Source organism: Undibacterium sp. JH2W, assembly GCF_049340425.1.
Taxonomy (GTDB): Bacteria; Pseudomonadota; Gammaproteobacteria; order Burkholderiales; family Burkholderiaceae_D; genus Undibacterium.
The window spans coordinates 252,096-265,585 of record NZ_JBMPOT010000004.1; the positions used below are offsets into that span (position 1 = coordinate 252,096).

Annotated in this window: 15 protein-coding genes; 5 read left to right on the forward strand and 10 right to left on the reverse strand. The window is 49.6% G+C overall.

All coding sequences use genetic code 11. The features are described from left to right. Positions 1 to 43: 43 nt before the first annotated feature. Positions 44 to 520, reverse strand: a complete 477-nt coding sequence (gene bfr, locus ACO0LC_RS07520; RefSeq protein WP_423002022.1) for a bacterioferritin — start codon at positions 518 to 520, stop codon at positions 44 to 46. A gap of 402 nt (positions 521 to 922) precedes the next feature. Between bfr and ACO0LC_RS07525 the strand changes: the two genes are divergently transcribed. Next, positions 923 to 1,663 (forward strand): hypothetical protein, encoded by a 741-nt coding sequence (locus ACO0LC_RS07525; RefSeq protein ID WP_423002023.1) that lies wholly within the window; start codon positions 923 to 925, stop codon positions 1,661 to 1,663. A 212-nt stretch (positions 1,664 to 1,875) separates the two neighbouring features. Here the strand turns inward: ACO0LC_RS07525 and ACO0LC_RS07530 are convergent, their stop codons facing one another. From ACO0LC_RS07530 to asd, 5 genes are all read right to left on the reverse strand, one after another. Further along, entirely contained in the window at positions 1,876 to 2,553 is a 678-nt protein-coding gene (locus tag ACO0LC_RS07530; RefSeq protein WP_423002024.1) for an energy transducer TonB, read from the reverse strand. 8 nt (positions 2,554 to 2,561) lie between these two features. Further along, on the reverse strand, positions 2,562 to 2,801 hold the full coding sequence (locus ACO0LC_RS07535) for a (2Fe-2S)-binding protein (RefSeq protein ID WP_423002025.1): 240 nt from the start codon (positions 2,799 to 2,801) through the stop codon (positions 2,562 to 2,564). Between the two features lie 4 nt (positions 2,802 to 2,805). Then, positions 2,806 to 3,165, reverse strand: a complete 360-nt coding sequence (locus tag ACO0LC_RS07540; protein WP_423002026.1) for a hypothetical protein — start codon at positions 3,163 to 3,165, stop codon at positions 2,806 to 2,808. 27 nt (positions 3,166 to 3,192) lie between these two features. Beyond that, positions 3,193 to 3,396, reverse strand: a complete 204-nt coding sequence (gene hemP / locus ACO0LC_RS07545; RefSeq protein ID WP_423002027.1) for a hemin uptake protein HemP — start codon at positions 3,394 to 3,396, stop codon at positions 3,193 to 3,195. Between the two features lie 300 nt (positions 3,397 to 3,696). Continuing rightward, positions 3,697 to 4,548, reverse strand: a complete 852-nt coding sequence (asd, locus tag ACO0LC_RS07550; RefSeq protein WP_423002028.1) for an archaetidylserine decarboxylase — start codon at positions 4,546 to 4,548, stop codon at positions 3,697 to 3,699. 174 nt (positions 4,549 to 4,722) lie between these two features. Between asd and ACO0LC_RS07555 the strand changes: the two genes are divergently transcribed. The 4 genes from ACO0LC_RS07555 (at position 4,723) to ACO0LC_RS07570 (ending at position 9,342) form a co-directional block, all read left to right on the forward strand. Next, positions 4,723 to 6,036, forward strand: a complete 1,314-nt coding sequence (locus ACO0LC_RS07555) for an HD-GYP domain-containing protein (RefSeq protein ID WP_423002029.1) — start codon at positions 4,723 to 4,725, stop codon at positions 6,034 to 6,036. Between the two features lie 20 nt (positions 6,037 to 6,056). Next, positions 6,057 to 7,982 (forward strand): PAS domain-containing sensor histidine kinase, encoded by a 1,926-nt coding sequence (locus ACO0LC_RS07560; RefSeq protein ID WP_423002030.1) that lies wholly within the window; start codon positions 6,057 to 6,059, stop codon positions 7,980 to 7,982. Positions 7,983 to 8,192: 210 nt separating this feature from the next. Beyond that, positions 8,193 to 8,741 carry a peroxiredoxin gene (locus tag ACO0LC_RS07565; RefSeq protein ID WP_423002031.1) on the forward strand — a complete coding sequence of 183 codons (549 nt, stop codon included), beginning with the start codon at positions 8,193 to 8,195 and terminating at the stop codon, positions 8,739 to 8,741. 76 nt (positions 8,742 to 8,817) lie between these two features. Then, entirely contained in the window at positions 8,818 to 9,342 is a 525-nt protein-coding gene (locus tag ACO0LC_RS07570; protein WP_423002032.1) for a carboxymuconolactone decarboxylase family protein, read from the forward strand. A gap of 638 nt (positions 9,343 to 9,980) precedes the next feature. On the opposite strand, the gene ACO0LC_RS07575 is transcribed toward ACO0LC_RS07570, so the two are convergent. The 4 genes from ACO0LC_RS07575 to ACO0LC_RS07590 form a co-directional block, all read right to left on the reverse strand. Beyond that, entirely contained in the window at positions 9,981 to 10,325 is a 345-nt protein-coding gene (locus tag ACO0LC_RS07575; RefSeq protein ID WP_423002033.1) for a hypothetical protein, read from the reverse strand. Positions 10,326 to 10,353: 28 nt separating this feature from the next. Beyond that, positions 10,354 to 11,145 carry a prohibitin family protein gene (locus ACO0LC_RS07580; RefSeq protein ID WP_423002034.1) on the reverse strand — a complete coding sequence of 264 codons (792 nt, stop codon included), beginning with the start codon at positions 11,143 to 11,145 and terminating at the stop codon, positions 10,354 to 10,356. Between the two features lie 102 nt (positions 11,146 to 11,247). After that, entirely contained in the window at positions 11,248 to 12,234 is a 987-nt protein-coding gene (locus ACO0LC_RS07585) for an isoaspartyl peptidase/L-asparaginase family protein (protein WP_423002143.1), read from the reverse strand. 1 nt (position 12,235) lies between these two features. Next, a complete protein-coding gene (locus tag ACO0LC_RS07590) occupies positions 12,236 to 13,183 on the reverse strand; it encodes a MurR/RpiR family transcriptional regulator (RefSeq protein WP_423002035.1) in 948 nt (315 codons plus the stop codon). Positions 13,184 to 13,490: the final 307 nt, after the last annotated feature.

Here is a 13,490-nt window from a genome sequence, read left to right on the forward strand (position 1 = left end):
CGTGAGCTACATCCCTTTTTTATTTGCAACAGTCAGGCTGTCATCATTCTTCTGTCGACATTTGTGATTGCAGATAATTCTGGATACCGATTTTTTCTATCAATTCCAGCTGGGTTTCCAGCCAGTCTATATGTTCTTCAGTATCTTCCAGGATAAGCTGGAACAGATCACGTGAAACATAGTCGCCAACTACTTCACAAGTAGCGACACCTTCCTTGACGGTTTTTTGTGCAGCAACTTCCAGCTTCAAGTCACACTGCAGCATTTCCTGGGTGTCTTCTCCTATCATGAGCTTGTGCAGAGCTTGCAGATTAGGCAAGCCACCCAGCATCAAGATGCGATCGATGAGCTTGTCGGCATGCTTCATTTCGCCTATGGATTCTTCATATTCCTTCTTGGCTATTTTTTCAAAGCCCCAATGTTTATACATGCGTGCATGCAAAAAGTATTGGTTGATGGCGCTCAGTTCATTGGTGAGTTGCGCATTAAGCAGTTTGATGACTTTCGCATCGCCTTTCATGGCTTTCCTTCCTGTGTCTATTGATACTGTGAGTGATGTGATTGCTGATGCAGGTTTGCATGCGGGTTTTTATCACATCATAGAGCATTCAGTGGCAGTTGCAAAATGAAGATGATTTACATCGCCGGATTCAGTGCTTCAGGTGACAAGATGTTTGAAATTGACAGAACTATTGAAACGCAATTATTCTCATTTAGTTTTCTGCTAATCTAAAAAGCGGCAAGACCTTGCAGTGTAATCATGACTCATTTCATCAATGAGGGGGAAGTCAGGTTTGCCTCAAATTTGGTGATCATGCTTAAATGTGCTTTTGAGGAGGCGGACCCAGAGCAAAGATATTGTGTGCTCCTGAATCAGGTACCCGGTATTCTCTGCTTGTGGATAGTTTGAAAGAGTCAGCTTATGCAATTCCAAGCCTTTGCTTCATCGTCTTTACCTGCTCCCAGCTATGAGCAGGTAAAGCATAGTCGTATCAAACTTATCCGCGTGATTATTTCTACGGCACTTGCTGGTTTTCTGACGGCTTCTTGCGCGCAAAGCGTTAATCCATTGACGCATGAAAAAAACTCTTCGGTTACGGTGTCTTCCTCCTCTTCTATCGCAAACAATAAGTCTATGGAAAATACACTTCAAAATGCAGCGCTGGATTTTCCGACAATGACTGCAGAGGAAGCCAGCAGGCGCATGCTGGACCTGATTGGCAATATCAAAACGGCCGAGGATTTTTCTGCTAAAAAGCTGGAGATCGCCATGGGCCTCAAGGTTTACTTTGACGATAAAAATCTCAGGAAATATGGGGTCGGCGCAAAAATTACCGATACCTGGTTCTTTAATATTAGCGTGATCTTGAGCAAGGAAGACAGCAAACGTGGTCGCCTGATATTTTCCTTCGATGACCAAACCCATAATTACGCCGACATGACCCCTGTCTGCCAAGTCGATCTGGATGCTTATAAAAAAAGGCTGACGGAACTTGGCTTTCAATCAGAAGCTTATTATGGCGAACATAATCGACTCATTTATTGGAATTTCTCACGCGATAATATTGATTTACAGATTTCCTTTAACGGCGAAAGCATGGAGAAGGTGAAGCACAACTGTGTTTCCATCTTAGTCGTTGATGTCGTTCAGCGCGATAGCTGAGCCGCCCCCAGGCTACGCTTTCTTGCAGAAGCAGCTTTAGCAGCGAATGGTTTAAGCAAAGAACAGAATTCAAACAGGAAATGAGCGTAAGTATCGCTCGTATGGATTGATGTTCGCGGCTGAAGCCGCTCCTACCGGAAAAGGGTAAGAATAAAAAAAGCCAGATTACGCAATTGCTGCAATCTGGCCTTTCCCGGGGGAGGGTAATGGTTTTAGCTGCTCAGCGAGAAGCTGATCGTGGCTGTGGCGATCACTGTCAGAGCCTTCCCATCTTCAAGATAGGGTTTGAAAATAGCGCGCAAGATGGCGACTTTGGCAGCTTCATCCAGGCGATTCGAGCCTGAAGACTTTTGGATGTCGACTTTTTCTGCTACACCTCTTTCATTGACCAGTACTCGCAAAGTCACCTTGCCTTCTTCACCCATGCGCTTGGACATGGGTGGATAGTCAGCCTGAGGTGCACGTACATACTCGACGGCACTGATTTGTTTTGGCTGGGCTGGCACGGCTGGTGCCGGAGCGGTTTCGACTTTTGCTGCCACAACTGCTGGTTGAGGAGAGGGTGGTGCTGCCTGGGTCGTAATCTGGTGCACGTCAGCCGGAATTTCTACTGCTGGCGTGATATGCGGAATGACAGGTGCGGGTATTTGCACCGCCGTCAGTTTTTTCATGGGGACGGGTTTGGGCGGTGGTTCTGATTTTACCGCTGGTGGCTCGACAAAGGTCATGACGACTTCTTTAGGCAGTATCTGCACAGCATGCGTGAGCAGGCCGTGTTGCAGGGCATAAAACAACACCATGTGTGCGATGATGATGACGGCCAGGGACAGGATGCGGGATTTGGGGGCGGTAAAATCCTGCGGGATTTGCTGTAAAGTGAGTGTAGACATGGCGAACCTCAAGCGGTCACGACGCTGGGCTGGAAGTGTAGTTGTTGAATGAAATTCTGGAAGCTGGATGTGTTGCTGCCTTGCTCAGTCAGGCATTGGCGCATGACTTTACGTGCGCAGCCTGCGCATTTACCGCAGCAAGTACCGACATCAAGTTGCTCGCGCAGATCAGCCATCGTGCTGGCACCCATGGCGACAGCCTGATGAATTTTCTTTTCCGACACATTATTGCAAACACATACAATCATGAAGCTACTCCATTAATGCAGATTTTTTACCAGTGAAGGCCAGCAGCCAACCCAATTTGCGCAGCTTGGTCTGTTGCGCTGTTTTCTTTTCTACCAGACCGGCCCATTGCTCGGATAATTGCTGGCAAGTGGCTTGCAGCACCGGAGCCAGATCCGGCAAATTTGCCAGTACTTTCAAATGTCTTTCTATGACTGAAGCCAGCTTGGTATTTGCTTGCTCAGCTTCTTCTCGTGTCACATTATTCGTATTGTTGACCGTGTAATGCGACATCAGGTGCAATACTGCAGAAACCAATAATTCAGGCTGCTTGGATGAGGCAGCCAGACCCGATAATTCTTCATTCATCAGCGTTCCACCTGGCATGTCTGGCCTCCAAGTATGATCAGCGTTTCAGGCTGTCAATATCAGCTTGTTCAGTTGCGTAATGCGCAGTCTGTAAATACGACCCGCATGATCAATTTCCAATTCACGCTTTTGCTGCATCAAATCACCGCTTTTAATGCGGGGGATGTCTTGCTGAGCATGATTTACTGTTACTGCAGCCGCTTTGTTAAGCAGCTCAGCAGCCTCCTGAATAGCACCATTTGTAGTCATATTTTACCTTGCAAATCTAAACGATAACAATTCTTATTTAGATTATTGAATATTCGGAACTGTTTGGCAAGCGTTTTTTATGGATATTCTTTAGTTCAGGGCGTGAGCAGGCTTTGCTGAAGAAAGTGGCAGATGCAAAGTGAAGGAATTTTGCCTTTTTTGCAAAATTATCAGGTAATCAGGAAGGGAGTGCAGATAGTCTGTCGGGGGGAGCGGAGGGAGAAGCCTGATCCAGGCTTTTTCCGGGTATTTATCAGGTGCAAATACCCGGACTTTTCTATATTGCTGACTGTGGCGAAATTATTTAGCTGGATACATGCCCATGGTTTCGCCCATGCAAATGGCTTTTGCTGGTGTCCAGGCAGGATTGAATTCCAGGGTGTTTTTCGGGAATAGCATGACAACTGTGGAGCCCAGCAAGAAACGGCCCATTTCTTCCCCTTTTTTCAGGTTGATATTCTGGTCTTCATAACGCCATTCGCGGACTTCGGCGCTACGTGGCGGATTGACTATGCCATGCCAGGTGGTCGCCATACTGCCAACGATGGTGGCACCCACCAGTGTTAATACAAACGGTCCATTTGCAGATTCAAATACGCACACCACGCGCTCATTACGGGCAAACAAGCCAGGCACACCGCGTGCTGTCGTCGGGTTGACAGAAAAAAGCGCACCAGGCACATAGATCATGCGTGTCAGGCGGCCATCGCAAGGCATATGGATACGGTGATAGTCGCGCGGGCTCAGGTAGAGCGTGGCAAAGCTGCCATCTTCGAACAAGGACGCCAGCTGGCTGTCACCGCCAACCAGGGCGGTGGTGCTATAGCTATGCCCCTTGGCCTGGTAGATCTGATCTTTTGTAATGGGGCCAAACTGGCTGATGGCACCATCTACCGGACTCAGCAAATCGCTATTGGCCAGCGGGCGCGCATCAGCGCGCAAAGGACGGGTAAAGAATTCATTGAAGCTGGCATAGCTGCTGATATCTGGATTGGCAGCTTCCTGCATATTCACCTGGTACTTGCCGACGAACCAATTGATGAGGCTGGTCGTGAACTTGCCTGCTTTAGCATTGGCGAATTTGCCAAAAAGCACAGTCAGCGCCTGTTTAGGCATCAAATATTGGGGCAGGACGGCAAGGCGATCGGACACGGTGAGTAACCTTCAAAATGTACAGGACAGGGATTATAACGTCGGCTGGTGGAAATGCAGGATTTTCCTTGCGGCTTTGCATTTGTCGCCAGAAAGTCTTTCTCAGGGGTTAAGGTTTTGCAAATGCAGGGGGCGTATGCTATCGTCAGAGTAAATATCTACTATTGCGTCCACATGTCTGATGATAGCCAGTTAATTGTGATTGATCAGCTCAGGATCGGAATGTTCATCAAACTCGATCTGAGTTGGTTTGAGCATTCTTTCCCGATGAACTCGTTCAAGATCACAAGTCAGCAGCAAATCGACGATCTGGTAGCGCTCAAGCTCAAGCATGTGCGCTATATTCCATCCAAGTCTGATCCGGCGGCAGTCAATCCGCCCGCCAGCAAGCCTGTCGTTGCTGCTCCTGCTGCGCCAGTGAGTACCTTGGGTTCAGCAAAGGTGTATGCCAACATTATTGATGCAAAACGGGCACGTTTCGAGAAACTGCAAAAACAGCGTGACGAAATCGCCCGCTGCGAAGAAAAATTCGTCCGTGCTGCCAGCGTCGTCAAGAGCATCAACAAACTGATTTTCTCCAAACCCAAAGAAACCATCATAGAGGCAGGTAAGCTGGTCGACAGTATGGCCGAGGTCTTCCTCAGCGGTAGTGATACGGTTATGCACCTGATACAGCAGACGGCGGGTAGTGAAGAAATGTATTTCCATACCCTGAATGTTTCTGTGCTGGCCATGATGCTGGCGCATGAGATGAAATGCAGCGATGCACAGATCAAGGAAATCGGTATTGCAGCGCTATTCCACGACCTGGGCAAGGTCGATGTGCCCGAGCATATAATCAATAAGACCGAGCCCCTGAGCAAGCCCGAGCAGCATTTTTTTGAAATGCATCCCGAGTATGGCGTGGCCGTCGGCAAAAAGGCGGGTTTGCCACCTGTAGTGCTGGATGTTATTGCCCAGCATCATGAATACATGGATGGCACGGGTTACCCACATAAACTCAAGGGAAATGCGATCAGCATGCCTACGCGTATTGTGACTATCGCCAATGTGTACGATAATTTATGTAATCACAACGATCCCCGCCAGTCACTGACCCCACATGAAGCCTTGTCAACCATGTATGCGCACAGGCGCACGCAGTTTGATCCAGCCATCATGGCGACCCTGGTCAAGAGCCTGGGCGTGTATCCACCTGGTACTTTGGTCAGGTTGTCGAATGAAGCCATAGGCCTGGTCATGAATGTGAATGTGGGCAAACCCTTGCGTCCGCGCGTGCTGGTATATGATGCCGAAATACCCAAGGAAGATGCCATCATTCTGGACCTGGCCGAAGAGAATAAGGAATTATCCATCAGCGCCAGCATCAGGCCAGGATTATTGCCCAGGGCAATTTTCAATTACCTGAATCCGCGCAAGAGGGTCAATTATTATTTTGATTCTCAATCGAAGAAAACACAGGGCGGCCCTTTACCCGGCCAAAGCTAGCAGAAATGAGCGACACCAGCATGTCACAGTCCGCTTCCGCTTTGCCTGCCTCACTGAGCCAGGGATTGCTGCGCCATATCATAGAGCATAGCCGTGATGCGATCCTGGTCGTTGATATCCAGCATATGCTGGTGGTTGATGCCAATCTGCTGGCTTGCCAGATGCTGTTCTATGGCAAGGAAGAGTTGCTGGGGTTGCCGTTGGCCAATATAGAGTGCTCGCTACAGGATGTTTTTTTCTGGGAAGCCTTGCGGGCTGATGCCCAGGCAGAAGGCAAGGCCATTGCCGAGAGCGAATGGATCAGCCGCCATGGGCTGTCATTTCCAGTAGAAAAACGGGTATCCACTTTTATAGAAAACGGCAGCGAATTTTTTATCATCCATGCCGAAGACATTACCCACAGGCGTGAACTGGTCGAAGGCCAGGTACATCTGGTAGCGCAATTGCAAAGCTCGCTGGATGCCACAGCAGAAGGCATACTATCGATAGACTTGAGCGGGAATGTCATCAATATCAATCAGCGCTTTTCATCCATGTGGCATTTGACGGATGAATTGCTGGCTTCCAGGAGTGAGACAAAAATGTTTTCCCATCTGCGGGATGCCCTGCAAGATGCCGAGGATTTTTTTGCCAGCCTGGAAAAAATCCGTGATGACCCTAACCGGGAAACAGAAGACTTGATGACGCTGAAAGACGGGCGTTATTTTGTTTGTGTGTCCAAACCGGAATTCTTGCGTGACAGAAGGGTAGGCCGCGTGTTTAGCGTGCGCGATATCACCCAGATGAAAGAAGCTGAATGCAGCCTGGTGGCGGCTAAGGATGCGGCTGAACAGGCCAGCAAGGAAAAGTCTCGCATGGTAGAAGCCTTGATGGTCAGTGAGTCGCGCTTGCGCCGCCTGGTCAATTCCAGCCTTATTGGCATCATGCAAGGCAATTTGAGCGGTAAGCTGACTGAAGCCAATGATGTCTTGCTACAACTGGCTGGCGTGCAGAGACTGGAATTTGCTGAATTTGGCATGAGCTGGCTGGAACGAACTTCAGCAGAAAGCCATGCTGCTCACCAGAATGCCATGGAAGAATTGCGCTGGCATGGACAAGCCAAGCCTTATGAAGGTGAACTGATACGCAAGGATGGTGCTCACATCCCCGTCATGGTCGGCCTGGCTCAACTGGAGGGCTCTTTTGACGAATGGGTGGGTTTCGTACTGGACTTGACCGAGCAGCGCAAGGCTGACCGCATCAAGTCGGAATTCATCTCTGTCGTCAGTCATGAATTGCGCACGCCTCTGACCTCAATACGCGGCGCCCTGGGCTTGCTGGAAAGTGGTGTAGTCGGTGAGCTGGCACCCAAGGTCATGCAACTGATCAAGGTCGCGCACAAGAATTGCCAGCGCCTGGGGGTTCTGGTGAATGACATATTGGACATGGAAAAACTGGCTTCCGGCAAGATGGTCATCAATATAGAACGTTTTGATCTGGTGGCCGTGACCCGGCAGGCGATAGAAGCCAATGCCGGCTATGCCCAGGCATTAAATGTGCGTTATCGCATCAGCTGTCATCCTGAGCAAGCCTGGGCTATGGGTGACAGCGTGCGTGTCATGCAAGTGTTTGCCAACCTGCTATCGAATGCCGCCAAGTTTTCGCCGAATGGGGCAGAGGTACAAATCAGGATTACTGAAATTTCCGGCATCTACAAAATAGAAGTGGAAGACAAAGGCCAGGGCATACCCCTGGCTTTCAGGGAGCAGATTTTCAAGAAATTTGCCCAGGCAGATGGTACTAATACCCGGCAACAAGGTGGCACAGGCCTGGGCCTGAACATCACCAAGACCTTCGTCGAAAAAATGGGTGGTGAGATAGGCTTTGAAACCGAAGAAGGCAAGGGCAGCACATTTTGGTTTACCCTCATGGCCGCCGTGCACCGGCGTAATGACAGGGTAACTTAAGACTGCCAGCATGCCTACTGGCCACTTATCAACGTCGCCTTTTTACTATGAATTCTTACGATAAATTTTTACGATCAGGCTGACCCATGAGCCTAGTTTTTAACTAAGTATTTGGTAGTTAAAATCTATTGGATATTTAAAATTCATAGTGATATGCTTCGCTTCGTTGTGGGCAGATTGCCCACCTTGTTACGTCATCAGGAGAATTTAATGAAAACTGTAGGTCAAAAACTCGACGCATTCAAAGTTCCAGCAGCCAAGCCAGGCTTCAATCATCATGAAGAAAACGGCGTCTCCGCATTTGAAGACATCACCGAAGCTTCTTTCCCAGGTAAATGGAAAATCATTTATTTCTATCCAAAAGATTTCACATTTGTATGCCCAACTGAAATCGTTGAATTTGCCAAACTGACTAACGACTTCGCTGACCGCGATGCAATCTTGTTGGGTGGTTCTACCGATAACGAATTCTGCAAACTGGCATGGCGTCGTGAGCACAAAGACCTGGACAAACTGAACCACTATGCGTTCGGCGATGCAACAGGCTCTTTGGTCGACATGCTGGGCGTACGTGATGTTAGCGCTGGCGTTGCACTGCGCGCGACTTTTATTGTTGATCCAGACAACGTCATCCAACACGTTTCTGTCAACAACCTCAACGTTGGCCGCAACCCTACAGAAATCCTACGTATTCTGGATGGTCTGCAAACAGACGAACTGTGCCCATGCAACCGTACAGTAGGCGGCGCAACTCTGTAATTCAGAGGCATAGCTGTAGATGTAGAATAAACCCGCTACGGCGGGTTTTAAAACCACTATTTGATAGGTAAATACTATGGAATTCTTGAATTTAATTAAAAGTCGTATTCCTGATTACGCCAAGGATATCCGTCTGAATATCGATGGCACGATCGCCCGCTCCAGCCTGGAAGGCAATGACGCGGTAGGCGTGGCACTGGCTGCTGCCTTCGCAGCAAAAAGCACGGTAATCATTGAAGCCATCAAATCCAGTGGCGCAATCACGCCGGAAGAAATCAATGCAGCGCTGACAGCAGCGGCTTTGATGGGTATGAACAATGTCTGGTACCCGTATGTGGAAATGGCCGACGACGCTGACCTGAAAAGCCAGGGGGCCCAGTTGCGCATGAATGCCTATGCGACCAATGGTGGTGTGGATAAGCGCCGTTTCGAGATGTACGCCTTATCGGCTTCCATCATCGGTAAATGCCATTTCTGTGTGAAATCACATTTTGAGTTGCTGAAGAAGGAAGGCATGTCGGCAACGCAATTGCGCGATGTTGGCCGTATTGCGGCGGTTGTGAATGCGGCGGCGCAGGTTATTTCTGCTGAGACTGTGTAAAGTTTTCAAGTCGCGTGCAAGTGGTGGTGGTCGTTTTTGGTCCCTTCTCCTTCAAGGAGATTCGTAGGAATTCGCCAAGCGCAGCTTGGTGCCACGAATCTCTAAGTCGCTTGCAAGCGATGCGGTGGAGAAGCTTGGGATGAGGATGGGGTTCTGTCGATTAGCGGCAATCACAAACTCGTCACGTAGGTTGGGCTACGCTTTATCAGCCCAACACTGGGCTTATCAAGCACGTATTCGTTAATATGAAAGCTGGAGAGCGCTGAGCCGGAGCTCTAGTGGCGTTCGTTGCATTGCCGTACTTTGATTAAAACGATTGCCCTTCGTAGAGCCAGGCCGGGTCTCGGCCCGGCGGCCGAAATTCTTTCTTTGCGTCGCCAAAGAAAGGCGACCCAGGCATCGCCGCCCCTGCGGGGTTCCCATTTGTGCAGTACAAAAAATGGGAAGTCCCGAAACTCGCTACGCTCAGACAGCGGTCCTTCTCTTTCCATTTTCTGTACTGCACAAATGGCGTCGACACATGGGAACTGCAAAAGTCAAAAACAAACCCAAAGTCAAACCCAAAGTCAGACCCAAAGTCAGACCCAACAGCAACCACCCCAACCCCAGTTCAACCACATTTCAAATTACTAAAATCCCTACCGCGACTTCCTCTTAAAAATTCCCAGCACCACAATCAATAGTAAGACAGGCAATAAAAACGGCGAGAAAATCATCAAAAACAAACCACCTATCAGTACCGCAAAACCCACCAGCAAGAATGACACGCCAGCAATTACCAAGCCCGCCATGACCATGGCGAAGACGATGGCGAGTAGCGCCACTGCAATGCCACCGAATGTAAAGCCTGCGTCAGAAAAGATGTCAAAGTCATCTGGACTCCAGTCCAGGTTTAAATCGACTGGGCTGTCCATGACATACCAGATGACTAGCAAGAGTATGCAAAACGCGGTAAAGCGGGCGGATGTTTTTTTATCTGACATGGCTGGCTTATCCTTGGCTTGTTGCTGATTATTTACCGACATTGATGAAAGGGATAGCGCCGCCAGTCGTGGTTGGCAGGCGGCCATCCCATTTTTCTATGGCCTTGGCCTGGTTCTCGGTTTCACGCAGACGCAACAGTTCCGGTGTGACTTGCTGTCTTTGCAGGGCCAGTGCCTCGGCTTCTGCGCGGGCGCGGGATACTTTTTGCTTGGCTTCGACTTCTATCCTTTGCAGGTCACGCTCAGCCTTCATCTTCAATTGATCTGCTGTGGTCTTGGCTTCAATCGCTTCATTGAAGGTGCGGCTGAAGTTGAAATTGACGATGGAAAACTCATCGACCACCAGGCCATGTCTGGCCATGCGTTCTTTCAGGGCCAGGATGATTTCATCGCGTACTTGTGAGCGGCGCGAAATCAATTCTTCGGCTGTGAAGCGGGCAGTCACGGCCTTGACCGCTTCTTGCACACTGGGGATGATGATGCGCTCGCCAGGCTCGTTGCCAAGATCGCGGAAGATCGAGACTACTGCATCTGGCCTGACGTGATAGTTAATGGCGATCTTGGTGTGCACGGTTTGTAAGTCCTTGGAAGCAGCATCACCGTCACCTTCGCCTTTTTGTATGGCGACGGAAACTTTCTGCATTTTTTGGGCGATGGGCCAGACCCAGTGTATGCCTTCACTGTAGACCTCATCCGAGGGTTTGCCAAACGTCGTCAATACGCCTCGATGACCGGCGGGAATGGTAGCAAAGGGACTGAGGATGAACAGGACCAGCAAGACGATCAGGCCGACCGCAAATTTGGGGAGAAAATTACGCATGATTTTTTAACTCCGGGAATGAAAACACCCGCAGTATAGGTGTTTTTTATGTAAGTATTCCCGGTAATCGGAGGGTAAAACTACCACTTATTTTGCGTAGACTCAGCTTGCATAAATTGCTGCAAATGCAGCTTCACCAACACGCTGATACGCGCGGTACATGCCTTCGGTATTGAAGGGCAGCACGATATTGCCGGATGCGTCTATGCCTATGATGCCTCCCTGGCCTTCATACAAGGGCAGTTTATTCGTGACAACATTGCTGGCGGCTTGTTCCAGGCTGAGCCCCAGATATTGCATCTGCGCAGCGATATCATGTAGTGCCAGGCTACGCATGAAGGCTTCACCCGTTCCTGTGGCAGACAGGGCCGCAGTCTGGTTGTCGGCATAGCAGCCAGCACCAAGCATGGGTGTATCACCCACGCGACCAGGCAGTTTATTGGTCATGCCACCGGTGGAGGTGGCTGCAGCCAGGTTGCCATGCAAATCCAGCGCTACGGCTCCTACTGTGCCAAATTTTTTGTCAGGATCAAGTGGCGCAGGTTCTGCTGCTTGTTCTGATGCCATGGTCAGCAAATTCGCTGCATCATGATCCAGCAACATGCCGGATTCTTGCTGTACGCGCAGCAATTGTGCATGACGCTCTTCGGTATAAAAGTAAGTGCTGTCTTCAAATGCCAAGCCATGCTGGCGCAGGAATTCTTCTGCACCTTTGCCTACCATCAAGACATGCGGGCTGTGCTCCATGACTGCTCTGGCAGCGCGAACGGGATTGCGCACATACTGTATACAAGCCACGCCACCTGCACGACGGGTTTTGCCATCCATGATGGATGCATCCATTTCCATCGTGCCTGCGTTGGTGAATACGGCACCTTTGCCTGCGTTGAAAAGTGGGCAATCTTCCAGCAGGCTGACGGCCAGACTCACAGCATCCAGCGCGCTACCACCTTGTGCCAATACTTCATTGCCTGCAGTGACGACAGACCGCAACTCATCCAGATAGCGCGCTTCCTGTTCAGCAGTCAGGCTGCTGCGTAAGATCGTGCCAGCACCACCGTGGATGGCGATAGCGGCAGGTGCGCCCATCTTATGCTGGCCTGTCCATGTCGATGATCTTGTTGGCTGCTGCCGCCTGGTGCTTGCGAGTGGTGGCATTGGGTTCCTGATACAGCCAGGGCAACATGAACTTGGTCATTTCAGACGCTGCATGTACTGGCGCTTTTGCCTGGTGTGCGACCGCACTGCAAATGGCTTCTATCAGGCACAGTGCAGCACCTTCGGAGTTGGGGGAGAAATTGCGCCGTGTTTGCGCATACAGGGTGATGCTGGCCAGCGATGCCAGGGGGGAGCTGGGTGCATCCGTCAGTGCCAGTATGGGCACATCCTTGTCACGCAACTGTTGTAAAATAGTCACTACATCTTCCGCATAACGCGGGAAGGAGATACCGATGACCAGATCACGTTCTGTGTATTTGAACAACTGTCTGGCAACATTGGATGGGCCACCTGAGCCCAGGGTAGATTGCACGGTATTGCAAAACGGGTCCAGGCTATGCGCCATCAGGCCTGCCAGAAAGGCACTGGCACCATAGCCAACGATGTAAATTCTCTCTGCATTCAGGATTTGACGGACTGCCTGGTTGCACAAGTCGGGAGATAGTCCGCGACGGGTGGCTTCCAGATTGGCCATGTCTTCATTGAGCGAGCCGGAAATGATTTCGGTGCTGGTGGCAGGGCGCTGGATTTCGCTGCGCAAATTATCTATTGGTGCCAGCATGGCTTCAAAGCCATACACCAGTTCAGCTCGGAATTGCGGGTAACCTTCAAAACCCAGTGCCCGGGCAAAGCGATTTGCCGTGGCGACCGAGATGCCAACGGCATTGGCCAGCTCATCAATAGACATGGTTGCCGATCGAAATACATTCGACAGCACATAATCTGCTGCTTTTCTGTGCGCTTTGGACAAGTTCATATAGACCTTGCCTATGCGTGCATTGACAGTACCACCCAGGGATTGCGTATCAGGACGATTCATATCGACTGGCTTTTCCGGTGAAATAGAAATGTAAATATAATTTCATCGATTTAAATTGTAAAGAAATGAATCGTGTCAAATCGATGAATGTCTCTCTCCGTACATATTTTTGGATAATTTGGTCTATTTGGTCTATTCGGGAGATTTGTCAGAATAAACAAAATACATCAAATTTTGTTTTGAATTTACCTTGATTTACGCTTGTGAATGAATGCACTTAAAGAAATATTGCTAAAATTAAATGAATTGCGAGGTGCACTGCGGTCGCTCGCTTGTCCGTTTGCAAAATAAAAATGCCCACAACATT